This window comes from Streptomyces sp. SGAir0957, assembly GCF_043523415.1.
This window is the reverse complement of the sequence record NZ_CP027293.1, coordinates 2,339,744-2,363,211: the sequence shown is the minus strand read 5'-3', so window position 1 is coordinate 2,363,211 and position 23,468 is coordinate 2,339,744. Positions and strand designations below refer to the sequence as shown.

Here is a 23,468-nt window from a genome sequence, read left to right as displayed (position 1 = left end):
GGTACCCAAAGGTCGAAGGAGTCGACGCACGTGACGGACACAGCGAGCAAGGGGCCCACCCCGGACGACGGCCGGGAGACGCTCACCAACCGGCAGGGCCACCCGGTCCACGACAACCAGAACCAGCGCACCGTCGGCTCCCGCGGCCCCGCGACGCTGGAGAACTACCAGTTCCTGGAGAAGATCAGCCACTTCGACCGCGAACGCGTCCCCGAGCGCGTCGTCCACGCGCGCGGCGTGACCGCCTACGGGTACTTCGAGTCGTACGGCACCTTCGGCGACGAGCCGCTCTCCCGCTTCACCCGCGCCAAGCTGTTCCAGGAGCGCGGCAAGCGCACCGACGTCGCCGTCCGGTTCTCCACCGTCATCGGCGGCCGCGACTCCTCCGAGGCCGCCCGCGACCCCCGCGGCTTCGCCGTCAAGTTCTACACCGAGGACGGCAACTGGGACCTCGTCGGCAACAACCTGGCCGTCTTCTTCATCCGGGACGCCATCAAGTTCCCCGACGTCATCCACGCGCTCAAGCCGGACCCCGTCACCTTCGAGCAGCAGCCGCGCCGCATCTTCGACTTCATGTCGCAGACCCCCGAGTCCATGCACATGTTGATCAATCTGTTCAGCCCGCGCGGCATCCCCGCCGACTACCGCCACATGCAGGGCTTCGGCGTCAACACGTACAAGTGGGTCAACCAGGACGGCGAGAGCGTCCTCGTGAAATACCACTGGATGCCCAAGCAGGGCGTCCGCTCCATGACCGAGGAGGACGCGGCCAACGTGCAGGCCGACGGGCTCGGCCACGCCACCAAGGACCTGTACGAGTCGGTCGCCCGCGGCGAGCACCCCGAGTGGGAGCTGCTCGTCCAGATGATGGCCGACCACGACCACCCCGAGCTGGACTTCGACCCGCTCGACGACACGAAGGTCTGGCCGGAGCAGGACTTCCCGCCGCGGCCCGTCGGCCGGATGGTCCTGGACCGGATGCCGGAGAACTACTTCGCCGAGAACGAGCAGATCTCCTTCGGCACCGGCGTCCTCGTCGACGGCCTCGACTTCTCCGACGACAAGATGCTGGTCGGCCGCACCTTCTCCTACAGCGACACCCAGCGCTACCGGGTCGGCGCCAACTACCTCCAGCTCCCCGTCAACCAGGCCAAGAACACCGAGGTGCGCACCAACCAGCGCGACGGCCAAATGGCCTACCACGTCGACGGCGGCGGCGGGAACCCGATCGTCAACTACGAGCCGTCCATCACCGGCGGCCTGCGCGAGGCGGAGCACTTCACGCCCGACGAGGTCGGCCCCGAGATCACCGGCAGGCTCACCCGCAGGCGCATCGCCCGCACCAACGACTACCTCCAGGCGGGCCAGCGCTACTGCCTCATGGAGGACTGGGAGCGCGACGACCTCGTCAAGAACTTCACCGACCTGCTGTCCCAGTGCGACCGGCCCGTCCAGGAGCGGATGGTCTGGCACTTCCTCCTCGTCGAGAACGACCTCGGCCTCCGGGTCGGCGAGGGCATCGGGATCTCCCCGCAGGACGTCGCGCACCTCCGGCCGCTGGACGGCCAGGACCTGACCGACGAGGACCGCGCCCGCCTCGCCCGCCTCGGCGACAACCCGCCGCGCGACGTCAGCGGCCTGACGATGACGCACTCCGTCCCCGACGAGCGGCACGTCGTCACCCGCTGACACCGTCGTTCCCCCGACCGGAAGGTAGCAGTGATCATGACGGACATCCCCGAAGCGGAACTGGACGAGCTGTGGAACGAGTTCCACGCGGTGGTCAACATGAACGCCCGCGAACTCGGTGACTGGCTCAGGACCCGCTTCGCCGACGAGACGACGGAGCAGCTTCCCGACCAGGCGGGCACCCAGAACGGCCGCCGTGTCCTCGAGATCCTCGGCAAGCGCCGCAAGGACCTGACCCCGGACGACATCCGCGTCATGCGCAAGGTCGTCGACACGGTCACCGCCGAGCGGGGCGCCGACATGGAGCTCACCGCGGGTGAGCCGCACTGGCGCCACCGCCTGATGTCGCTCGGCCACGATCCGCTCAAGCCGCTCGCCTCCGAGCACGGCGGCGACCGGAACCGGTGACCGGGGGCGCCGGTGGCGGTCCGCTCCCGGGGGTTTGGGGAACGGGCCGCCTCGGCGCGGGCCAGGGGGCATGCTTGAGGGGCGCGTCGGAGCGGAGCGGGGCGCACAGGCTCTAGGGGGAGGCACCGGATTCATGGCTGGCCCGACGGTCGGACGAAGCGGCGGACGTGTGACCCACCGGCCGGAGCCCGCCGTGCTCCCGCCGGCCCCGCGCGCGTGGCTCGGCCTCGTCGCCGTGTGCGCGGCGCTGGTGGTCGTGGTGCTCGGCATCCTGTACGCGGGGCACAGCCGGCCCGGCACGGTGGACCGGTGGTTCGTCGACCCGACGGACGACAGTGTGGGACCGCCTTGGCGCCCCGTCGCCCTCACCGTCGACTTCCTGGCGGAGCCCGCGGGCTCCGTGCTCGTGATGGCGGCTGTCGTGGCCGTCCTCCTGTGGCGCGGGCGTCCGCGCGCCGCCGTGTTCGCCGTCGTCGCGGTCGGCCTCACGGTGGTCGTCGCCACGCTGGTCAAATCCTTCGTGGGGCGCACCATCCACGGCCCGGAGAACCTGTCCTACCCGAGCGGGCACACCGCCTTCCTCACGGCGGTCGCGCTCGTGCTGACCATGGCCCTGGCGCGCCGCCTCGCGTACGTCCTGCTCCTGGCGCTGGCCGCCGGGTCCGTCATGGGCTGGGCGCAGGTCGCGCTGAGCGCGCACTACCCGACCGACGTGCTCGCCGGATGGTGCACGGCCCTCACGGTCGTACCGGTGACCGCGTGGGGCGCGGCCCGGGTGACCGCCCGGCGCACCGGGCGGGCCACCCCGCGCTGACCTGCCGTCAGCTCACACCCGGCGCCGGAACACCGGCTTCACCGGGCGCCCGCCCGTCCAGGCCGTCGGGTCCTGCGCGTCCAGCGCCTTGCGGTAGACCGCGCACGCCTGGGCCACGACCTCCACCGTGCGGTCGATGTCGGCGTCGTCGAGGGCGCTGCTGACGACGAACGACGGGGCCAGGACGCCGCCCGCGAGGAGCTGGCGCAGGAAGAGCGTGCGGTACGGCTGCGACGGCCGCCCGGCCTCGTCGAGGGTGGCGAAGACCAGGTTGCTGGCGCGCCCCCGGACCTGGACGTGGTCGGCGACCCCCATGCTGGCCGCCGCCGCCCGCACCCCTGCCGCCAACCGCTCGCCGAGCGCGTGCAGGCGGGCCGTGATGCCCTCCTCGACGTACGTGGTGAGGACGGCCATCGCCGCCGCCAGGGAGTGCGTCTCCGCGCCGTGGGTGGTCGACAGGAGGAAGACCCGGTCGTCCGCGTGGCGCAGGCCGCCCCGCTCCATCAGCTCGCGGCGGCCCGCGAGTGCCGAGACCGCGAAGCCGTTGCCCAGCGCCTTGCCGAAGGTGGAGAGGTCGGGCGTGACCCCGTACAGGCCCTGCGCGCCCGCCTCCGACCAGCGCAGACCTGTGATCATCTCGTCGAAGACCAGGACGCAGCCGTGCCGGTCGGCGAGTTCGCGCAGGCCCGCCAGATAGCCCGGCGGCGGCTCGACGTGCCCGGCCGGTTCCAGGATCAGGCAGGCGATCTCGCCCTCGTACCGGGTGAGGAGTTCCTCGGTGGCGGGCAGGTCCCCGTACGGGAAACCGACCGTCAACTCGCCGGTCTGCGCGGGGATTCCCGCGGACATGGGCGTCGTCGTGATGAACCAGTCGTCCGTCGAGAAGAACGGGTGGTCGCCGCAGATCGCCACGCGGGGGCGGCCGGTGACGGCGCGCGCGAGGCGGACGGCGGCGGTCGTGACGTCCGAGCCGTTCTTCGCGAACTTGACCATCTCGGCGCTCGGCACGGTCGCGAGGAACCGCTCCGCCGCCTCGACCTCCAGGATGGAGGGGCGGACGAAGTTGCTGCCCCGGTCCAGTTCGCGGCGGACGGCCTCGGTGACGCGCGGGTGGGCGTGGCCGAGGCTGACCGAGCGCAGCCCGGACCCGTACTCGATGTAGCGGTTGCCGTCGACGTCCCACACGTGGGCGCCGCTGCCGTGGCTGATGACGGGGGCCAGGTGTTCGGGGTACTGGTCGTCGCCCTTGGCGTAGGTGTGGGCGCCGCCGGGGATCAGGGCGTGCAGGCGCTCGTTGGCCTGCGCGGAGCGGGGGAGTTCGAACGCGTCCACGTCGGCCTCAGCTCTCTGTGTTCTCGATGTGCTTCAGGACCTCGGCGAGGCTCGGCGCCCGCCGGTCCCGCTCCGAGACGAAGGCGGCCGGGAGCGGCCACGGGATCGCCAGGTCGGGGTCGTCGAACGCGATCGTCACGTCCTCGGCGGGGTCGTGCGCGCGGTCGATGCGGTACGAGGTGTCGGCCGTCCCGGTGAGCGCCTGGAAGCCGTGCGCGCACCCCGCCGGGATGTAGACCGTCTTCTGCGTCTCGCCGGACAGTTCGAACGTGGCCCGGCCCAGATAGGTCGGCGAGCCCGGCCGCAGGTCGACGACCACGTCGAAGATCCGCCCGTACGAGCAGCGCACCAGCTTCGCCTCCCCGGCGCCGGAGCGCAGGTGCATGCCGCGCAGCACGCCCTGCACGGAGCGGGACACGCTGTCCTGGAGGAAGGCGTGCGGGTCGATCCCCACGGAGCGGACCACGTCGGCGTCGAAGGTGCGGCAGAAGAAGCCGCGCTCGTCGGCGTGCGGCGTGGGCTCGAACAGGTACGCCCCGTCGATCTCCGGGACTGCGGTGGCCTTCATCGTGTCTCCTGCGGGGCATGTGCGGGGTCTTCGTGCGGGAACAGAGCGCGGGTCAGGGCTCTGAACTGGTGTTTCAGGCGGTCGCTCGCCGCCGCGTTCCGTTCCTCCAGCGTCTGCCGCAGCTCGGCCGCCCCCTTCTCCAGGGACCGGAACTGTTCGAGCAGGCGGTCCGCGTCGACCTCGCGCGCCGGATGGCAGTAGGCGCCGAGCCCCATGTCGGCCATGAGCGCGTCGCTCTTGGCGGCGTAGCTGAGCGCGAGGGTGGGCGTGCCGGTCTTCAGGGCGCAGACGAGGTTGTGGTAGCGGGTCGCCACCACCGCGTCGGCGGCCGCCGTCTCCGCCATCAGCTCGGCGAGCGAGGCCGCTGCGGAGGCCGTGACCAGCGGGGAGTCCACCGCGGCGAGGATCGACTCGACCACCGGTACGTCGACGCCGTCACCGGTGAGCAGCCGCACCTCGCGGCCCTCCCCGGCCAGCGTCCGGACGAACCGGGTGACGCCGTCCAGGTAGCGCCCGTAGATCGCGTCGGCGCGGTCGCGGTCGTCGTTGGAGCCGTGGAAGGCCATGACGCCGACACAGACGCGGCCCCGCGTCTCCTGGCTCACGCCGGGTGTCGGCAGGGAGAACGCGAGGTCCGGGTAGACCTCGTCGCGCGACGTGTCCACGCCCATGTCCCGCAGCGCGTCACGGGAGAGCGCGTCGCGGTACGAGCGGTACGTGGCGCACCGCGCCGACCAGCGGACGAGGGTCCGTGTCGCCCGCACCCCGATCGGCCCCGCGCCCACGCTGACCAGAGCCACCCGCGTCCGCGTAAGGCGCCCGCCCGCGCACAGCAGGAACAGGGAGTACGGGAAACCCCACGGCCGCAGCGGCAGCGTGGCCTCCAGGACGCCCATGCCGGGGACGATGACGACGTCGTGCCCGCGCACCCAGGCGGCGGTGCGGAACACGTCGACGACCTTGCCGATCCCCTTGCCCGCGATCGCGCCCGCCCGCGACGCGGTCCGGTACTCCCCGCGGTACCAGTGCAGCCGCGTCGCCGGTATCCCGTACCGGGCGCTCACCGTCTCGGGGCCGCCGCACAGCGCGTCCACGACGGCGTCGGGGTGGGCCTCGCGGAGGTGGCCGAGCACGGCTTCCAGCGAACCGTCGTTGCCGAGGTTCCCCGAGCCGAGCAGGCCGAACACCCCCACGCGGACCGGGGGCTTGGTGCCCGCTCTCATGCCTGCCTGCCCTCGCGGCCCGCCACGATCGCGTCGAGGTCGACCGTGAGCAGCGCCGGGTCGACCGGCGCCCGGTCCTCGACGCGCTCGCCCGCGCCGCCAGGCCGGGCCCGGGTCGTCGCCCAGGCCGCCAGGTGGCGGTAGCAGGCGCGGCGGTCGGCGGCGGAGAGCGGGGCGCGCCGGATCGCCGAGACGAAGCCGAGCACGTACTCCGCGAGCAGCCGGGGCGTCGGGTGGAGGACGCCCGCGCGGCGCGGGTCGAGGTTGACGCAGCGGGAGCGCTTGGAGGGGTTCGCGCGCTCGGCGCGGGTGGGGTGGTCGCGGCGGAAGTACAGCAGCTCGGGCACCTGGTGGAAGGGCCCGTGCAGGGCGATCTCGGCGACGAACGTGCGGTCCGCGTGGTGGTAGCTGTCGTGCGGCTTCACGCGGCGCAGCACATCGGCGCGCATGACCCCGTAGAAGTCGTCGCCGCCGGGCTCCATCAGCATGCTGCGGAACCGCTCGGGCGCGCTGGGCGACGCCGTGTTGAGCGTGTACGCGTAGGGGACCGTGATCCGGCCGTCGCCGTCGATGACCGCCTGGTCGGCGTGGGCGAGGACGACGTCGGGGCGTTCGTCGAGCGCGTCGACGCACCGCTGCAACAGGTCGCGGGCGTAGAGGTCGTCGTGCGAGGCCCACTTGAACAGTTCGCCCCTGCACTGCGTGAACACGTAGTTGTGGTTGGGCGCCGCGCCGATGTTGCGGTGCAGCCGGATGTACCGGATACGGGAGTCCTGCGCCTCGTACTTGCGGCAGATGTCCTGGGTGCCGTCGGTCGAGGCGTTGTCGGTGATGACCAGCTCGAAGTCCTCGTACGTCTGGCCGAGCAGCGCGTCGAGCGCCTCGGCCAGATACTCCTCGCCGTTGTAGACGGGCAGGCCGATGCTCAGCCGGGGTTGGGTGGTCAAGGGGTCCTCACTTCGGGGGTGGGGTTCTGGTGGTGCTCACGCAGGCCGGACCGCAGTTGCAGCCACCACACGGCCGAGCCGCACAGGAGCGCGCCGGCGACGCCCCAGGCCGAGCCGGACGTGCCGCCGGCGACCGCCCCGCCGAGGCCGCCCGCGACGTAGAACGCCGAGGCGCAGAGCTGGCTGCGCAGGCTGCGCCGGGCCGCGCCGAGCGCGCGCAGTCCGGCGGCGGCGCCGGTGCCGAGCCCGGCGCCGGCGACGCCGAGCGTGACCGGCACGATGAGCTGGGAGGCGCCACTCCAGACGTCGCCGAGGATGAACTCGCCGAGCCTGTCCGGCATCAGGAGCAGCAGGCCGCCCCAGGCCAGCGCGGCGACGGCCTGGCCGCCGCCGAGGACGAGGCAGAACGCGCCGAGGCGGTGCGGGGCGCGGCGCAGCACCCGGGCCGCCTCGGCGACGGTGACGAGGGACAGCCCCATGAGCACGGCCATGAACGGGCCGAGCAGCAGCTCCGCGCCCCGGACCACGCCGACGGCGCTGACGCCGACGATCGCGCCGAGCCCGTACGCCCGCAGCTGGCTGGCGCCGCTGTTGGTGACGTTCTCCACGAGGTAGCGGTAGCCGAGGTCGCGGTGGGCGCGCAGCCAGGCGCGGGCCTGTGTCGCCCGGGGCCGGATGCCGGACTGGAACCAGCCGTAGAGCGCGGCGACCGCGGCGGAGCCGCCCCAGGCCAGGACGAACGCGGCCACGCTGCCCTGGCGCGCCGCGAGGAACAGGGCGGGGACGAGCGCGACGCCCCACACCAGGTCGTTGACGAACGCCTTGCGGCCGGCCCCCGCGGCGAAGAACGCGAACCGCCACGCGTCCTGGACGAGGAGCCCCGGCAGGACGACGCCGAGGCAGGCGAAGGCGGGCCCGACGCGCCCGCCGACGGCGAGCCCGACCACGAGCGACACCGCGCCGAGCGCGCCGCCGACGGCGAGCGCGGTGCCCGAGGCGCGCGCCGTCGCCGCCCGCCAGGAGCCCTCCGGTACACCGCTGAAACGCACCATGAGCGGGTCGGTGGCCACCCCGCGCGAGACGTTGAGCACCACGCCGTACGTCACCCAGGCCAGGCTGAACACGCCGAACGCGGTCAGGCCGAGGGAGCGGGCCACGTAGATGCCCACCGCGAAGTTGGAGATGCTGGAGGCCGCCTGGTCCGCGAGGCCCCAGGACAGGCGGCCCGCGACGGCGCGGCGGGCCGAGCGGCCCGGTCGCGCCGTCTCCGGCGCCTTCTCCTCGTCGGTGGTCACCGGCGTCATGCCTTGATCAGTCCGGCGCCGTGCAGGGCGTCGGCCGCGGCGGCGACGGTGTCGAACGGCAGCTCGGCCCGCTCGGCGACGTCGAGCAGGCTGTGTTCGCCGTCGGAGAGGCTGAGCACCCACAACATCGCCATCTGCGCCTCCTTGGCGTCGCTGCGCCCGCCGATCGCGTCGTACAGCCCGCGCCGCCCGAGCTGCGGTTCGCCGTACGGGCTGAGGTTCACGTAGGCCCGGTTCCGGTCGAGGACCGCGAACGCCTCCCGGCACACCGTGAGGGTGTCCGCCATCGCCTCCGGGGAGACGAAGTCCGGGTTGTCCGCCGACGTGTGGTACTCGGGGTAGCCCGCGTACGGGGTCCGGCTGAGCGAGCCCACGCCGAGGTCGAACCCGGGCGAGCAGTACTGCCGCTCGTCGTACCCGTACGGAGTGAACTCCCTAATGGTGTGCGGCCGTTCGGAGGTGCTGAGGACGTGCCGCAGCACCCGGTCGATCTCCGCGTTCCCGCGCCGGCTCTGCTTGTACGTGAGCTGCCCGCGGTCGCCCGCGCAGGCGAGCACGAGCCCGTGCTTCACCTGCTCGATGCGCTCCGCGTTGCGTGCCAGCCACGTGATCGCGCCGATGGTGCCGGGCGCGAAGATGAACCGGTAGGTGTAGTACGGCCGGTGCTCCTGCCCGGCGAGGGCCCGCGCCAGGTACGTCGCCACCGCGACGCCCGCCAGGTTGTCGTTGGCGAGCGACGGGTGGCAGACGTGGCAGGAGACGATGACCTCCTCGGGGACCTGCCCCGGGATCACGTGCTCGGCGTAGGTGAGGTGCCCGTCGGCGAGCGTCGAGTCCACCCTCACCTCGTACTCGCCCTCCGGCAGCGCGTCCAGGGTCTCCTGCGCCAGACAGAAGCCCCACTCCGGCTTGTAGTAGCTGGTGCGGTACGGCACCCAGGACGGCTGGTCGGGCAGCGTGTACAGGTGCGGGCGCAGCTCGGACAGCGGCATCGTCGCCGCCATGGGCACGCTGTAGCCGAGGACGTGCAGGCTGGACTCCTGGAAGTCGACGACCCGCCTCCCCGAGGCGTCGGCGACGTAGGCGTCGCGGATGTTCCACTCCTGCGGCACCGTCCAGTCGAGCACCTGCGTGCCCGTCGGTACCTCGTGCACCTGGAGCGGGAGGTACTCGCCGACGATCTCCAGGGTGGCGCGCACGCCGTCCCCGGTGATGCTCCGGCAGAGCGGGTAGAGCCGCTCCACCAGGGCGTGCATCTCCTCGCCCGCGCTCGTCATCGGCGCCACCGCAGGGTGTCGTCGACGGCCCCGGCGTCGGACGCCGCGCGCAGCACGGCGAGCCGGGTGAAGCGCTGGTCGAAGGCGTCCTTGGTCAGGCCGTGCGCCCGGTAGGCGTCGGCGAGTTCGAGCGCGCCCCGCTTGACCGACCACTCGCAGTCGAAGCCGGGGATCGCGGCGCGGAAGCGGGCGAAGTCGACGCGGTAGGAGCGCGGGTCGGCGCCGTTCTCACCGGTGATGTTGACCTTCGCGCCCGGCACCGCGTCGGCGACCTGCTCGGCGATCTCGGCGACGGTGACGTTGTTGGCCTCCGTCCCGATGTTGAACGCCTTGTCGTGCACGGCCTCGCGCGGCGCGTCGAGCGCGGCGGTGAAGGCGCGCGCGATGTCGGCGGCGTGCACGAGCGGACGCCAGGGCGTGCCGTCGGAGAGGACCAGCACCTCGCCGGAGAGCAGCGCGTGACCCACCAGGTTGTTGAGCACGATGTCGGCGCGGAGCCTGGGGGAGTAGCCGAACGCCGTCGCGTTGCGCATGTAGACCGGCGTGAAGTCGTCGTCGGCCAGCGCGTGCAGGTCGTCCTCGACCCGCACCTTCGACTCGGCGTACGGGGTGACCGGGCGCAGCGGGGCGTCCTCGCCGACCAGTTCGTCGCCGCCCGCCGCGCCGTAGACGGAGCAGGTGGAGGCGTACAGGAAGCGGCGCACCCCGGCCTCGCGGGCGAGGCGGGCCAGGCGCACCGAGGCGTGGTGGTTGATGTCGTAGGTGAGCTGCGGCGCGAGCGCGCCCAGGGGGTCGTTGGAGAGCGCGGCCAGGTGGATCACTGCGTCCACCCCGGCGACGTGCTCCGCCGTGACGTCGCGCAGGTCGACCCGCTGCCCCGGCGGGTCGTCGGGGGTGGGGCCGAGGACACAGTCCGCGAACAGGCCGGCGTCCAGGCCGACGACGTCGTGTCCGGCGGCCTTCAGGACCGGGGCCATGACGGTGCCCAGGTAGCCCTGGTGTCCGGTGAGCAAAACGCGCAAGGTTCAATCCCCCAGGTCGAGAGTGAGTTTGGTGACGGCGAAGGCTTCGGCGTAGCGGGCGTGGCACTCGATCCCGCGGATCCGGGCGAGGCCGAGGAAGGCCTCGCGGTCGTACCAGGGGCGGTGGCGCTGGGAGGCGTAGTGCTCCTGGAGGAGGCGCACCTTCCGCTCGGCGGTCTCGTCCGGCAGCGGCTGGTACGCCGCCATCCTGCCGAGATCGCCGTCCCACTTGACGATCTCGTAGCCGAGGACGAGGTGGTCGCGGAAGGCGGTGGTCATCAGCTGCGCCAGGCCCCGGTGGTCCTGGTGCGCGTCGTCGGTGCGGGGCGCGAGCACGAGGTCGGGCTCGGTGCGCGCACGCAACTCCTCGACGGCCGCCTTCGCCTCCTCCCACTGCGCGGGCAGCCGTCCGTCGGCCAGCTTGAGCACGGTCAGGCGCAGGTCCGCGCCGGGGCAGAAGGCGGCAAGGGCTGTCTGCTCCTCCTGCTCCCGCTCGGTGCCGCCGCCGCTGAGGACGAGGGCGTCGACTCTCAGGCCGGGCTGTCTTTCGCACAGGGCGAGCAGGGTGCCGCCCGCGCCGATCGCGATGTCGTCGCAGTGGGCGCCCACCGCGACGACCCCGGCGAGCGGGCGCCCGGCGCCGAGCCGGATCACGCGCGCACCCCGGCGTGCTCCTGCTCCCACACGGCCCACGGGCGGTCGCCGCGCGCGTAGGCGGCATCCAGCGCGGCCCGCTCCTTGACCGTGTCGGTCGGCTTCCAGAACCCGCGGTGCTTGTACGCCACCGCCCGCCCCTGCTTGGCCAGTTGGGCGCAGCCGTCGGCGACCAGGTCACCGTTCTCGGGGATGTGGTCGAAGACCTCCTGGCGGAGCACGAAGTAGCCGCCGTTCTCCCATAGCGGCATGTCGCTGACCGCCGTGATGCCGCCGACCAGGTTGTCCTCGCCGAGGTCCACGCAGTGGAACGAGGACTGCGGCGGGACCACCATCATCGAGGCGCCCGCGTCGCGCTGGGCGAAGTGGTCGATCATCTGCGGCAGCGGCGCGTCGGTGAGCACGTCGGCGTAGTTGGCGAGGAACATCTCGTCGCCGTCCAGGTGGTCGCGGACCCGGCGCAGGCGCTCACCGATCGGCGACTCGATGCCGGTCTGCGCGAACGTGATCGTCCAGTCGGCTATGTCCGTGGAGAGCAGCTCCGTCTTCCCGCCCCGGAGCACGAAGTCGTTGGACGTCGTCTCCTCGTAGTTGAGGAAGAAGTTCTTGATGTGGTGCGCGCCGTAGCCCAGGCACAGGATGAACTCCTTGTGCCCGTAGTGCGCGTAGTAGCGCATGACGTGCCAGATCAGCGGGCGCGGCCCGACCATCGCCATCGGCTTGGGCATGTCGTCGGAGGCGCCGGCGCGCATCCGCAGTCCGTAACCGCCGCAGAACAGGACGACCTTCATGCTGTGACCTCTTTCGCGACGGACTCGACGGACTCGACGGATTCGACGGATTCGACGGGCTCGACGATGCTCAGTTCCGGGATGGGGAAGACCAGGCGGCCGCCCCACTCGTGCACGAAGGAGAGCTGTTCGGTCAGCTCCGCCCGCAGGTTCCAGGGCAGGACCAGGACGTAGTCCGGCCGGTCGGCCTCGATCTGCTCGGGCGCCAGGATCGGGATGCGGGTGCCCGGCGTGTACCTGCCGTGCTTGTAGGGGTTGCGGTCGACCGTGTACGCGAGCAGGTCGGGCCGGATGCCGCAGTGGTTGAGCAGCGTGTTGCCCTTGCCGGGGGCGCCGTAGCCGACGACCGTCCTGCCGTCCTCGGCCGCCTGAACGAGGAACTTGAGGAGGTCGCGGCGGACCTTGGCCACGCGCGCGGAGAACTCCGTGTACCCGGACAGCTCCTGGAGCCCGGCGGCCTTCTCCTTGGCGAGCACGTCGGAGACGCGGCGGCTCGGCTCACCGGCCACCTCGGCGGGGCGCGCCCACAGCCGGATGGAGCCGCCGTGCGTCGGCAGCAGCTCGACGTCCACGAGGGCGAGTCCGCCGCTGGCGAGCGCCCGGATCGCGGAGGCGACCGTGTAGTACTGGAAGTGCTCGTGGTAGATCGTGTCGTACTGGTTCTCCTCGATCAGCGTCAGCAGGTGCTGCACCTCGATGGAGACCCAGCCGTCGTCGGCGACCAGGGCGCGCAGCCCCTGCGTGAAGCCGACCACGTCGGGGATGTGCGCGTACACGTTGTTGGCCACGACCAGGTTCGCCGGGCCGTTCTCGGCGCGGACCTTCGCCCCGGTCTCCGGGCTCAGGAACTCCGTGAGGGTCGGCACCCCCGCGTCCCGCGCGGCGCCGCCGACGTTCACCGACGGCTCGATGCCCAGGCAGCGGATCCCCCGGTCCACCACATGCTTGAGCAGATAGCCGTCATTGCTCGCGACCTCGACCACGAAGGAGTCCTCGCCGAGGCCCACCCGCTGTGCGGCGTCCGCGACGAACGTCCGCGCGTGCTCGACCCAGCTGGTCGAGAAGGAGGAGAAGTACGCGTACTCGCTGAACGTCTCCTCGGGCGTGATCAGCGGCGGGATCTGCGCGAGCCAGCAGTCGGTGCAGACCCGCAGATGCAGCGGGTACGCGGGCTCCGGCGCGTCCAGTTGGTCCGCGGCGAGAAAGCTCTCGCACGGTGGCGTCGCCCCCAGGTCGACGACGCTGGTCAGCGCCGCCGAGCCGCAAAGTCGGCATCTCGTCATCTCGTTCCCCCCATTGCTCTCGACCGGTCCGCGATCACGGCCCGGTACCCCTCCTCCAGGCGTGCGAGGCCGACGGCAGGGCTGAAGCCCTCCTCGTACCGGCGTCGGGCCGCCCGGCCCATCTCCTGGTTGCGTCCCCGCTCCGCCGCGATCCGGCGGATGCCGTCCGCGAGCGAGGCGCTGTCGCCGGGCGTGTGGAGCGAACCCGTCACGCCGTCGTCGACCAGCTCGACAAAGGAGCCGTGCGCGGCGGCGACGACCGGGACCCCGGCCGCCATCGCCTCCACGACCACCAGGCCGAACGTCTCCTGGTACACCGAGGGCGCGAGCACCGCGACCGACCGCGCGACGGCCTCCTGGCACTGCGCGGGGTCGTACAGCCCCGCGTAGCGCACGTCGTCGCGGCCCGCCGCCCAGGCGGCCACCTCGTCCCGCAGCGGTCCCGCCCCGGCGACGACGAGCGGCACGCCTGCCCCGCCGTCCGCCCGGAGCTCGTCCCACGCGGCCATGAGCAGCCGCACCCCCTTGGCCTCGGTCAGGCGGCCGAAGTAGAGGACGTGCTCACCGGTGCCGTTCTCCCGCCGGACGCCGGGCTCATCGACGAAGTTGTGCTTCACCGCGAGCCGTTCGGCGGGCATCCCCGCGCCGACGAGGATGTCGCGCTGCGCGGCGGAGATGCAGAAGAACCGGTCCACCCCTGACCACCAGCGCCGCCGGTTGACCGCGACGCTCACCGCGAGCGGCACCGTCGCGAGCCGCGAGTTCCGGTAGCAGCCGTGCCGGACACCCGCCAGCGGCACCCGCGTGCCGACGCACTCGGTGCACGGCCTGCCGCCGCGCTCCAGCGTCCCCGGCGGGCAGACCTGGTAGTAGTTGTGCAGCGTCGTGACGACCGGCACCCCGGCGTCGGCGCAGGCGGCGATCACCGCGGGCGAAAGCAGCGGAAAGACGTTGTGGACATGGACCACGTCCGGCCGCTCGGCCCGTAACTTCGCCGCCAGCTCCTTGCGGACGCCCGCGTTCCACGGCACCTGGAGCGGCACCGCGACCTTGCCGGGCAGGGAGCGGCCCGCGATGTCGTCGCTGCGCCGCGCGAACACCTCGACCCGGTGGCCCGCCTCGCGCAGCAGCCGCACCTCCTGCTCCACGACCTTGTTCTCACCGCTCGGCTGCGCCGAGACATAGAAGTTGTGCACCACGAGGATGTGCATGGTCAGGTCACCTCCGAGGTCCGGGCCCAGCGCGGGACACGCCGGCGCGGATCCGCGGGCGCCACAAGGGGCGCGGCAGGCGCGGGCGACGCGAGCAGCGACGCGGCCAGCGCCAGGTGCAGCAGGTACGGGGAGGCGTCGCCGAGCCCCGCCTCGGTGTACGACGACATCACCACGTACGTGACGAGGAAGATCGCGCAGGCCCGCGAGAGCGACGGCGGCCGAAGGAGCGCCACGCCGAACAGGACGAGCAGCATCGACGCGACGAGGCCGACGCCGGTCAGGCCCTGCTCGTTGTAGACGGCCAGCCAGCTGTTGTCGATCGGCAGCCCGTTGAACGACTTGTCGCCGAGGCCCGTGCCGAACAGCTGCTCCGCCGTCGACCGGGGCGCCGCGAGCAGCGCGTCCCAGACCTTGGCCCGGCCGGTCAGGCTGGTGAAGTACTCCTTGGTCTGGCCGCGCAGGAACCACGCCTGCACCGCGCCCGCGAACCCCACCGCGGCGACCGTGACGATCACCACCGACCAGGCGAAGAACCGCCGCGCCGCCGCGCTGGTCAGCACGAGCGAGCAGATCGCGACGGCGAGGCCGACGAGCATCCCGACCGTCGCCGTACGGGTGTGGGTCAGCGCGAGCAGGACGAAGGACGGCACGATGATGAACGCCGCGGTCCGCCCGTCGGTCTGCCGGCCGAGCAGCAGCAGTGTCGTCAACCCGATGATCACCGCCGCGTACTGGCCGATCTGCGGCGGCGTCAGCGGCCACAGCGCGCCGACCAGACGCCCGCCGTACAGCTCGGGCATGGCCGCGCCCGGCGAGATCGCGAGCCCGGCGGCGGCCGTCCCGATCGCCGCGAAGTAGAACCGGATGTGGTAGCGGACGAACGTCGTGTCCCCGTTCCACCAGCGGCTGAGCAGCCACAGCGTGGCCACGAAGAGCCCGAGCCGGAAGCAGCGGAACAGCGCCCCGAACCCGGCCTCCAGATGCACGCTGGAGAGGATGCTCGGCACCAGCAGGAACGTCAGGAGCAGCAGGAACGCGCTGGCCCTGATCCGCAGCCGCAGATTGACCGCGAGCGCGAGGGTGAACGCGGCGACCAGCGCGCCCATCGTGACCAGCTGGATGAGGGAGCGGGGCAGCGGAACGATCGTCTTCGCGCCCGCCGAGCCGAGCGTGTTGAGGCCGAGCAGCGCCCAGACGACGCCCACGCTCCTCGGCGTACGCCCCGGCAACAGGTCCTGGACCATCTCAACCACCGGCCTGGACGTCGAAGGTGCTGCCCGCGTCCTGCTCGTACGGCATCGCCTGCCACTGCCCGTTGTCGAGCACCTTGCCCATGTCCTGGGCGACGAAGTGCCACGACCCGACGTAGACGTTGTCGTGCCAGCGGTTGTGCTGCTGGTCGGTGATGGACTTCTGGACCTTGTCGCCCTTGTACGGCGACCAGTTGGGGAAGGTGCCGTAGTTGGACAGCAGCGCCATCCGGTCGCACCGCGACGAGCAGTCGATCTTCGCCTTGTCCAGCACGAACCGGTTGTCGTGGATGTCGACCCGCTGGGTCTTCCACCGGCAGTCGGCGTACAGCGGCTCCGTCGTGATCGCGGGCCGCTTGCAGCGGTCGGTGTCCTTCACGAGCAGCGTGCAGTCGCCGGAGGAGGTGTTGGCGGGGCTGTTGCAGAACCGGTCGGCGCTCTCCCACAGGGTGATGCCGTTCCAGTTGTTCTCCAGCCGGTTGCGGTAGATCTCCACCTTGTCCGTACGGGCGTCGACGCGGGGTTCGCCGCCCGACTCGGAGATGTAGACGCTGCCGTAGGGGAAGGCGTCGCCGCGCTCGGCGGCCCTGCCCCCCTCGACGAGGTTGTTGCGCCGGATCGTGTTGTCCCGGACGACCGCGTTGTAGCTGATCTCGTAGATCAGCGCGGCGCCGTCGTTGGCCTCGATCAGGTTGTCCTCGATGCGGAAGTCGTTGTTGTTGGTGTCCGCCCACAGGCCGGTGCCCCGGTTGTCGTGGACCCAGTTGCCGCGGATGTCGGCCCGGTCGACGGCCCAGAACTTGATGCCGCCGGTGCAGCCGCAGCCCTTCTGCCGCTTCTCCCAGTCGCCGGTGTTGTTGCCGGTGATCTCGTTGCCCTCGACCACGAGGTCGCGGATGGAGTCGCCGTCCTTGTAGGCGTTCATGCCGTACTGCCCGTTGCCGCGCAGGCAGTTGCCGCGGACCTGCTGGCGGGCGCCCGCCATGAGCCCGGCGCCCGAGTTGTACTGGATCGTGGAGTGCTCGACGACCCAGCCGTCGGCCGAGCCCTTGTTGACGACGCCCTCGTTCTGCGGCGGGACGAACCCCTGCACGGTGAGGTGGCTGATGGTGACGCTGGGGGCGTCGCCGCCGAACGCGTACTGGTTCTTCTTCCGCCCGTCGAGGACCGCGCCCGGCGCGCCGATGTAGCGGTCCCCCTTCTTCGGGATGACCTGCGCGTAGCGCTCCGCGGGGAGCCGGTGCCTGCCGGGGCGCAGCCAGAACGTGGTGCCCGGCGGGCTCTCGGCGGTCTTCGCGGCGAGGTCGCCGACCTTGCCGGGGTCGACCTCCACCGCGCCCGCGGGCGGCTTCTCCGGTCCGGCCTGCGGCGCGGCGCACACCCGCGCCACCTGCTGCCGGACACCGGACGTGGACGGTGAGGCGCCCGGCTTCGCCGAGGAGCCCGACGTGCCCGGGCCCGTGCAGCCGGCCGTCGCCAGCAGGGCGAGGGCGAGCGCCAGCGGGGCGGCGGGCCATGCCCGGTGGTGCCACTTCGTCCTCACGCGTCCTCCTCTCTGAACTCTGGCTCCGCGTCGCCGCGGGTACGGGTCGTCCGGCTATGCGAACGTGAGCACGGTCGTGAACGTGTGGGCGTCGCCGACGGAGCCGGGGCCGGTGCCGATCAGCGTGGTGGCCGGCACCTTGCGGCCGAAGCCGGGCGAGTACCAGCCGAGCGGGGGCTCGCTCTCGCCGCGGTGCGCCTGCCAGGTCAGCTCGCCGGGCAGGGCGAGCACCGCCGTCCGGTCCTCGCCGTCCCTGCTCCAGGTGAGCGTCGCCCGGTTCCCCGCCAGGTCGGCCGTGACCGCCGGGCCGAGATGGAACGCGATCCGCACCTGCCCGTGCGGTCCGCGCACCTCGTCCACGATACGCAACTCCCGCCCCACAGAGGCGAGTTCGGCCCTACGGCGGTGAATCGCGGGCCGGTACCCGTCGTGCTCGGCGGACCAGCGGGCCACCTTCGGGTCGGAGGTGTCGGCGACCAGGACGCGGGTGCGGGCGTGCCGGGTCCACAGAAACGGTCCGCCGGAGACGGACTGATCGGTGCCGCCGAGCTCCACGGTGTTGTGGCCGAGCGTGGAGCGGAAGTACCGCCGCCACTCGGGCTGCCCGTGGTAGCAGAACGTGCCCGGGTCGGCGAGCACGTCCACGCCGTCCCGCCGGACCTCCACCGACAGCGCGTCCGCGTGGGCGTGCGCGGCGATCGACAGGAACCCGTGCGGGCCGCCGTCGAGCCGGCACCAGATCCCGTCCGGGCCGCGCAGGACGGTCATGCCCGCGTCGGGGAAGTGGACGGGCCTGCGCGCCGGGCGCCTCGGGGCCGCCGCGTACGGCTTGACCAGCGCGGCGAGCAGCGGCGTACGGACATCCGTACGCGGCACCTCCGGCCACCAGTCGAGGCGGCCGAACACGGCGTCCCCGGTGGCGAGGAGCGAGCCCCAGCGGTCGGTGCCCGCGCCGTCCACGACGAGGCCGTGCCCGTCGTCCGCGTCGCCCTGGCGCGGCGGCCGGAGCCGGTCGTCGACGACGGCGGCGAGCGCGTCGGTCATCCGCAGCAGCACGAGCCGGACGGTCGCCGGGACCTCCACACCCGCCGCGTCCGCCTCCGCGAGCGCGGCGAGCCCCAGTTCGAGGACGAGCCCGTGGTACTCGGAGGCCAGTTCGCGGTTGAGCCCGGAGAGGTAGGTGTTGGCGCGCAGGTTGCGGTCGAGGGAGCGCAGCGCGTCGCTCCGCCAGCGCGCGGAGGACGGGAACCAGCCGAAGGCGCAGGCCGCCGCGAACTGACCGGCCGCCTCCGCGATGACGTGGTTGTTCGCCGACGAGCCCCGGCTCGGGAAGGCGGCCAGCCAGCGCTGGTGGTGCCAGATCTGCTCGACTGCCGCGGGGTTCTCCTCGAACAGCGCGGGCGCGCCCCGCCAGCCGTCGAGCAGCCGGCGCACCCACACCCACGACAGGAGCCGGATGCCCAGCTCGATGCCGCTGACCCAGTGCACCCCGCGCAGCGGCGGGTTGGCCGCCCACCATGACTGGAGGTGCGCGGCGACGCGCTCGGCGTACCGCTCGTCGCCGCTGACCGCGTAGGCGGCGGCGAGCACGGTCAGGTACTGGTGGCGCGAGGGCTCCCAGATCTGCTTGATGTCGCCGACCGTGTCCTCGCTGCGGTAGGGCACGTCGAAGGCGTAGCCGTCGGGGGCCCTGCGCCCGGTCTTCGGGTCGTAATGCCAGTCCGGGTCCACGAGGTCGTCGCGGACCACGCCGAAGAACTCGGCCTGCCCGACCATCAGCCGGTCGGCCTCGGCGAGCAGGCGCTTCACGGCGTCCGGCGCCACGGCGTCGAGGGCGCCCGCGGGCAGCCCGGAGGTGAACCGGACGCCGGTCACGGCCGGGCTGTGCGGCGGCGCGGTCCGCCACTGCCGCCTGCGGACGGCGTCGGCGGCCCGCCCGCCGACCTCCCGCGGGCCCATCCGCGACAGGCGCCGCAGATACCAGGTGGGGCTCATCGTCATCGCGGCGACCTCGCAAGCGTCACGGGCGCACCGCCCGCGAGCCCGGCCCGCACGGCGAGCGTCGCCGCGGTGGTGGCCGCGAGCGACTCCAGCGGTACGGGCATCGGTCCGCCGGTCCGCACCGCCCTGACGAACGCGGCGAGTTCGGCGTTCTGCCCCTTGTCGCGGGCCTTGGGCAGCCGCGAGCTGACCCACTTCTTGCGGCCGTAGACCGAGGCCCGTACGAAGTCGTCGAGGCGCAGCACCTTGCCGTCCGCGATCAGGTCCAGGGTCTCCTTGGGGAACCCGGCGGAGCCGGTGGTGACGTAGCTGATCGTGGCGGTGGACCCGTCGGGGTAGCGGAGCTGGACCTGCAGGTCCTCGCCGCCGGGCGCGGCCGTCGCGTACACCGACTCCGGGTCCGCGCCGAGCAGCCAGCTCGCCGTGTCGATGAAGTGCCCGCCCTCGCCCGCGAACCGGGAGCCCTCGGTGGACTGGCGCAGATACCAGCTGCCGTGGTCGAGCCGCCCCGCGTTGACCAGGTAGCGCAGGCTGGCCGGGCCGGTCCGGGCGCCGAACTCCTGCTTCGCCTCCTGGAGCAGGGGAGCGAAGCGGCGGTTGAAGCCGACCTGGAGCCGGTCGTTGCCGGTCTCCTCGACCGTCGCGAGGACGCTCGCCAGCTCGTCCTCGGTGAGCGCGAGGGGCTTCTCCACGAAGACGGTCTTGCCTGCGCGCAGGGCCTGCTTGGTCAGCTCGGCGTGCGAGCTGTGCCGGGTGACCACGAAGACGGCGTCGATCGACTTGTCGCCGAGCACGGCGTCGAGATCGGTGGTCGCCTCGGCGAAGCCGAACTTGCGCTGCGCGTTGGCGCCGGACAGCGCCGTCGTGGTGACGACGGTCGAGAGCACCACGCCGTCGCGCCCGCTCAGGTGCGGAAGCAGCATCGAGGACGCGTAGTTGCCCGCGCCGATGAACGCGCAGCGCACCGGGGACCCGGTGGCCCGCGCCTGCGCGGGCACGGAGCCGCTCCGCCGCACGGCGGGCACGGCGATCTCGACCGCCTGCGGCTCCACCGCCTCCGCCGGCTGACCCGGGTAGCGGAACAGGACCGCCACCGCCTTCAACTCGCCGTCCTTCAGGCTCTGGTACGTCTCCACGGCGTCGTCGAAGTCGGCGATGTGGGAGATGAGGGGCTCCACGTCGACGCGGCCCCGGGCGACCAGGTCGAGGAAGCACGCCAGGTTGCGCCGCTCGGTCCAGCGCACGTAGCCGATCGGGTAGTCGCGCCCCTCCAGCTCGTACGAGGGGTCGTAGCGCCCGGGGCCGTAGGAGCGCGAGAAGCGGACGTCCAGCTCCTTCTCGTAGTACGCGTTCCACGGGAGGTCGAGGCGGCACTTGCCGATGTCGACGACGCGGCCGCGGTCCCGCGCCAACTCGGCGGCCAGCTCGACAGGTTGGTTGCTGGAGCCACCGGCGGCCAGATACACCTGGTCCACGCCGTGGCCGTCGGTCAGGTCCGCGACGGCGGCCTTCACGGCATCGGAGCCGGGGTCGCCGCAGGCGGCGGCGCCCGCGCGCTCGGCGAGCGCGCACCGCTCCGGGTCCGGGTCGGCGCCGACGACGCGGACGCCCGCGGCGGACAGGAGCTGCACCACCAGCTGGCCGATGAGGCCGAGACCGATGACCAGCGCCACCTCGCCGAGCTGGGGCTCGCCCTGCCGTACCCCCTGCATCGCGATCGAGCCGACCGTGCCGAAGGCGGCGTGCCGGGGCGCGAGGCGCTCAGGCACCGGGACGTACAGGTTCTTCGGGACCCAGTTCACCTCGGCGTGCAGCGCGTGCTCGTTGCCCGCGCACGCCACCACGTCGCCGACCTTCACGTCGTCGACGCCCGCGCCGACCTGCTCGACGATCCCGCACAGCGAGTAGCCGAGCGGCGTGTACGAGTCGAGCTTGCCCATCACCTTGCGGTACGTGGCGGGCACCCCGTTGGCGGCCACGCTCTGCATGACCTTGGCGACCTGGTCGGGGCGCGAGCGGGCCTTGCCCACCATCGACATGCCCGCCTCGGACACCTTCATGAGCTCGGTACCGGTGGATATCAGCGAGAAGGCGCTGCGTACAAGGACGCCGCCCGGCTTGCACCCCGGCGCGGGGACGTCGAGCAGCGCCAGTTCGCCGCTCTTGTAGTTCTGCACAACCTGTTTCACCCGAGCTCCTCTTGTGTTCACGCTTTTCTCAGGCCGCCCGGCTCCGGCCGGAGCCGGAGGTCGCGCCGCGATACCAGTACTCGAGGGTCAGCACATGCCATAGGTGCTTGGAGAAGTCCCGCTGCCCCGAGGCGTCCTCGGCGACCATCCGGGCCAGCGCGTCACGGCGCAGGAACCCGGAGTTGACCAGCACGCCGTCATTGATCACCTCGCGCACGAGGGGTGCCAGGTCCCGGCTCATCCAGGCCCGCAGCGGCGCGCTGAACAGCCCCTTGGGCCGGTACACGATCTCGTCCGGCAGGACGGTCGCGGCCGCCTCCTTGAGCACGGCCTTGCCCTGCCGCCCGGCGATCTTGCGGTCGCCGGGGAACGTAAAGGCCGCCTTGACCACCTCGACGTCCACGTACGGCACCCGGACCTCGGTCGAGGCGGCCATGCTGGAGCGGTCCGTGTAGGTGAGGTTCAGTCCCGGCAGGAACATCCGGGCGTCGCCCAGGCACATCCGGTTGACGAAGTCGTCGAGCTGGTTGTCCTCGTAGACGTCCGCGTGCTCGGTCAGCACGTCGTCGACCGTCCCGGCCAGATCGGGATCGATCAGGGCGAGCAGCTCGTCCTGGTCGTACATGGTGTAGCTGCGCCGGAACGCGGTCTCCTCCGGCAGGTCCGCGAAGGACAGGAACCGCTTGGCGAACCGCACCGAGCGGTACCCGCGCTTGGCCGACGCCACCGGCAGCCGGTCCACCGCCGCCGACACCCCGCGCCGCAGCGGCCCGGGGACGCGCTGGTAGCGCAGCGCCAACGTGTTGGCCAGGTGCTTGCGGTACCCGGCGAACAACTCGTCGGCGCCCATCCCCGACAGCATCACCTTGACCCCGGCCTCACGGGCCGCCGAACAGATCAGGAACGTGTTGATCGCCGCCGGATCACCGATCGGCTCGTCCAGGTGGTACGTCATCTCCGGCAGCAGGTCGAGCACGTTCGGCGCGATCTCGATCTCGTGCAGATCCACCCCGAACCGCTCCGCGACCTGCCGCGCGTAGCGCAGATCGTCCGGCATCGCCTCGAACTTGGCATCCTCCGCGCGGAACCCGATCGTGTACGCCGAGATCCCCGGCCGGTCGCGCGCCGCGAGCGCCGTCAGATAGCTGGAGTCCAGCCCGCCCGACAGGAACGTCGCCACCGGCACGTCGGACAGCAGGTGCTGCCGCGTCGACTCCTCGACGATGGCCGCCAGATCCGGGATCTCCCCGGCCCGCGCCCGCTCCTGCCCCTCCGCCGCGACGTCCCGCAGATGCCAGAACCGGCCCCGCTCCACCCGGCCGTCCGCCCGGCACGTCAGCCAGCTCCCCGGGGGCAGCTTCTCCGCTTCCCGGTACGCGCACCGCGAGTCCGGCACCCAGTAGTAGAGGAGGGAGGCGACGAGCGCCGCCGGGTCCACGTCGAGCGTGCCGCCGGTCGCGGTGGCCAGCGCCTTCAGCTCCGAGGCGAAGACCAGGCCCTCACCGCGGCGCAGGAAGAACAGCGGCTTGATGCCCAACTGGTCCCGGACGAGCGTCAGATCACCCGTGCGCTCGTCGAAGACCCCGAACGCGAACATGCCGCGAAGCCGGGGCAGACAGTCCGTGCCCCAGCGCCGCCACGCCTCCAGGAGCACCTCGGTGTCGGAGGTGCCGCGGAAGCGGACGCCGGACGCGGCCAGCTCGGCCCGCAGCTCCGGCGCGTTGTACAGCTCGCCGTTGTACGTCAGGGCGAGCCCGTCCGAGATCATCGGCTGCGCGCCGGTCTCCGACAGGTCGATGATCGACAGCCGGCGATGCCCGAGGTGCACCTCACCGTCGCCGAGGGAGTGGCGGTAGCGCCCCGCCCCGTCCGGGCCCCGGTGGGCGAGGATGTCGGTGAGCCGGTCGGTGACGGCCTTCCCGTCCGGCCACCGGTACGTGCCTGCGATGCCACACATGT

19 protein-coding genes are annotated in these 23,468 nt (G+C 72.4%); 3 read left to right on the top strand and 16 right to left on the bottom strand.

Annotated features, from left to right (window positions below):
* The first annotated feature begins 30 nt into the window (after positions 1-30).
* The 3 genes from C1N81_RS15495 to C1N81_RS15485 all read left to right on the top strand — a co-directional run bounded on the left by C1N81_RS15495 (position 31) and on the right by C1N81_RS15485 (position 2,911).
* On the top strand, positions 31-1,689 hold the full coding sequence (locus C1N81_RS15495) for a catalase (RefSeq protein WP_394429476.1): 1,659 nt from the start codon (positions 31-33) through the stop codon (positions 1,687-1,689).
* Positions 1,690-1,725: 36 nt separating this feature from the next.
* Complete coding sequence (locus tag C1N81_RS15490) at positions 1,726-2,097, top strand: DUF3140 domain-containing protein (RefSeq protein WP_394429474.1); 372 nt, start codon at positions 1,726-1,728, stop codon at positions 2,095-2,097.
* A gap of 133 nt (positions 2,098-2,230) precedes the next feature.
* Positions 2,231-2,911 (top strand): phosphatase PAP2 family protein, encoded by a 681-nt coding sequence (locus tag C1N81_RS15485; RefSeq protein ID WP_394429472.1) that lies wholly within the window; start codon positions 2,231-2,233, stop codon positions 2,909-2,911.
* A 12-nt stretch (positions 2,912-2,923) separates the two neighbouring features.
* Here the strand turns inward: C1N81_RS15485 and C1N81_RS15480 are convergent, their stop codons facing one another.
* The 16 genes from C1N81_RS15480 to asnB are packed head-to-tail and all read right to left on the bottom strand — an operon-like array spanning position 2,924 to position 23,466.
* Complete coding sequence (locus C1N81_RS15480) at positions 2,924-4,243, bottom strand: glutamate-1-semialdehyde 2,1-aminomutase (protein ID WP_394429470.1); 1,320 nt, start codon at positions 4,241-4,243, stop codon at positions 2,924-2,926.
* 7 nt (positions 4,244-4,250) lie between these two features.
* Positions 4,251-4,811, bottom strand: coding sequence for a dTDP-4-dehydrorhamnose 3,5-epimerase family protein (locus C1N81_RS15475; protein ID WP_394429468.1), 561 nt, complete (start codon positions 4,809-4,811; stop codon positions 4,251-4,253).
* The gene (locus C1N81_RS15470) at positions 4,808-6,034 is read right to left on the bottom strand and encodes a polysaccharide pyruvyl transferase family protein (protein WP_394429467.1); all 1,227 of its coding nucleotides are present in this window, start codon (positions 6,032-6,034) and stop codon (positions 4,808-4,810) included. Before C1N81_RS15470 ends, C1N81_RS15475 begins: the two co-directional genes overlap by 4 nt.
* Positions 6,031-6,981: a glycosyltransferase family 2 protein gene (locus C1N81_RS15465; protein ID WP_394429465.1), complete on the bottom strand. Its 951-nt coding sequence runs from the start codon at positions 6,979-6,981 to the stop codon at positions 6,031-6,033. Before C1N81_RS15465 ends, C1N81_RS15470 begins: the two co-directional genes overlap by 4 nt.
* Positions 6,978-8,285: an MATE family efflux transporter gene (locus C1N81_RS15460; RefSeq protein WP_394429463.1), complete on the bottom strand. Its 1,308-nt coding sequence runs from the start codon at positions 8,283-8,285 to the stop codon at positions 6,978-6,980. The genes C1N81_RS15465 and C1N81_RS15460 overlap by 4 nt, the downstream gene beginning before the upstream one ends.
* Positions 8,282-9,571, bottom strand: coding sequence for a DUF4910 domain-containing protein (locus C1N81_RS15455; RefSeq protein ID WP_394429461.1), 1,290 nt, complete (start codon positions 9,569-9,571; stop codon positions 8,282-8,284). Before C1N81_RS15455 ends, C1N81_RS15460 begins: the two co-directional genes overlap by 4 nt.
* Positions 9,559-10,584 carry an NAD-dependent epimerase/dehydratase family protein gene (locus C1N81_RS15450; RefSeq protein WP_394429459.1) on the bottom strand — a complete coding sequence of 342 codons (1,026 nt, stop codon included), beginning with the start codon at positions 10,582-10,584 and terminating at the stop codon, positions 9,559-9,561. Before C1N81_RS15450 ends, C1N81_RS15455 begins: the two co-directional genes overlap by 13 nt.
* Positions 10,585-10,587: 3 nt before the next feature.
* Entirely contained in the window at positions 10,588-11,238 is a 651-nt protein-coding gene (locus tag C1N81_RS15445) for a PIG-L deacetylase family protein (RefSeq protein ID WP_394429457.1), read from the bottom strand.
* Complete coding sequence (locus C1N81_RS15440; protein ID WP_394429455.1) at positions 11,235-12,029, bottom strand: glycosyltransferase family protein; 795 nt, start codon at positions 12,027-12,029, stop codon at positions 11,235-11,237. Before C1N81_RS15440 ends, C1N81_RS15445 begins: the two co-directional genes overlap by 4 nt.
* Positions 12,026-13,312 carry a class I SAM-dependent methyltransferase gene (locus C1N81_RS15435; RefSeq protein ID WP_394429454.1) on the bottom strand — a complete coding sequence of 429 codons (1,287 nt, stop codon included), beginning with the start codon at positions 13,310-13,312 and terminating at the stop codon, positions 12,026-12,028. Before C1N81_RS15435 ends, C1N81_RS15440 begins: the two co-directional genes overlap by 4 nt.
* Positions 13,309-14,523 carry a glycosyltransferase family 4 protein gene (locus tag C1N81_RS15430; RefSeq protein WP_394429452.1) on the bottom strand — a complete coding sequence of 405 codons (1,215 nt, stop codon included), beginning with the start codon at positions 14,521-14,523 and terminating at the stop codon, positions 13,309-13,311. Before C1N81_RS15430 ends, C1N81_RS15435 begins: the two co-directional genes overlap by 4 nt.
* Before the next feature lie 2 nt (positions 14,524-14,525).
* Positions 14,526-15,770, bottom strand: a complete 1,245-nt coding sequence (locus tag C1N81_RS15425) for an O-antigen ligase domain-containing protein (RefSeq protein ID WP_394429450.1) — start codon at positions 15,768-15,770, stop codon at positions 14,526-14,528.
* A 1-nt stretch (position 15,771) separates the two neighbouring features.
* Complete coding sequence (locus tag C1N81_RS15420) at positions 15,772-17,319, bottom strand: right-handed parallel beta-helix repeat-containing protein (RefSeq protein WP_394429448.1); 1,548 nt, start codon at positions 17,317-17,319, stop codon at positions 15,772-15,774.
* A gap of 54 nt (positions 17,320-17,373) precedes the next feature.
* Complete coding sequence (locus C1N81_RS15415; RefSeq protein WP_394429446.1) at positions 17,374-19,320, bottom strand: alginate lyase family protein; 1,947 nt, start codon at positions 19,318-19,320, stop codon at positions 17,374-17,376.
* On the bottom strand, positions 19,317-21,509 hold the full coding sequence (locus C1N81_RS15410; RefSeq protein WP_394429444.1) for a bi-domain-containing oxidoreductase: 2,193 nt from the start codon (positions 21,507-21,509) through the stop codon (positions 19,317-19,319). Before C1N81_RS15410 ends, C1N81_RS15415 begins: the two co-directional genes overlap by 4 nt.
* Before the next feature lie 28 nt (positions 21,510-21,537).
* On the bottom strand, positions 21,538-23,466 hold the full coding sequence (asnB, locus tag C1N81_RS15405) for an asparagine synthase (glutamine-hydrolyzing) (RefSeq protein WP_394429442.1): 1,929 nt from the start codon (positions 23,464-23,466) through the stop codon (positions 21,538-21,540).
* Between the last annotated feature and the right edge of the window lie 2 nt (positions 23,467-23,468).

What these genes read in the sequence shown, in the direction of transcription:
- C1N81_RS15435 (WP_394429454.1), bottom strand. Translation starts at nt 13,312, where the DNA reads ATGACGAGATGCCGACTTTGCGGCTCGGCGGCGCTGACCAGCGTCGTC.
- C1N81_RS15425 (WP_394429450.1), bottom strand. Translation starts at nt 15,770, where the DNA reads ATGGTCCAGGACCTGTTGCCGGGGCGTACGCCGAGGAGCGTGGGCGTC.
- C1N81_RS15440 (WP_394429455.1), bottom strand. Translation starts at nt 12,029, where the DNA reads ATGAAGGTCGTCCTGTTCTGCGGCGGTTACGGACTGCGGATGCGCGCC.
- C1N81_RS15485 (WP_394429472.1), top strand. Translation starts at nt 2,231, where the DNA reads ATGGCTGGCCCGACGGTCGGACGAAGCGGCGGACGTGTGACCCACCGG.
- asnB (WP_394429442.1), bottom strand. Translation starts at nt 23,466, where the DNA reads ATGTGTGGCATCGCAGGCACGTACCGGTGGCCGGACGGGAAGGCCGTC.
- C1N81_RS15470 (WP_394429467.1), bottom strand. Translation starts at nt 6,034, where the DNA reads ATGAGAGCGGGCACCAAGCCCCCGGTCCGCGTGGGGGTGTTCGGCCTG.
- C1N81_RS15475 (WP_394429468.1), bottom strand. Translation starts at nt 4,811, where the DNA reads ATGAAGGCCACCGCAGTCCCGGAGATCGACGGGGCGTACCTGTTCGAG.
- C1N81_RS15415 (WP_394429446.1), bottom strand. Translation starts at nt 19,320, where the DNA reads ATGACGATGAGCCCCACCTGGTATCTGCGGCGCCTGTCGCGGATGGGC.
- C1N81_RS15460 (WP_394429463.1), bottom strand. Translation starts at nt 8,285, where the DNA reads ATGACGCCGGTGACCACCGACGAGGAGAAGGCGCCGGAGACGGCGCGA.
- C1N81_RS15430 (WP_394429452.1), bottom strand. Translation starts at nt 14,523, where the DNA reads ATGCACATCCTCGTGGTGCACAACTTCTATGTCTCGGCGCAGCCGAGC.
- C1N81_RS15490 (WP_394429474.1), top strand. Translation starts at nt 1,726, where the DNA reads ATGACGGACATCCCCGAAGCGGAACTGGACGAGCTGTGGAACGAGTTC.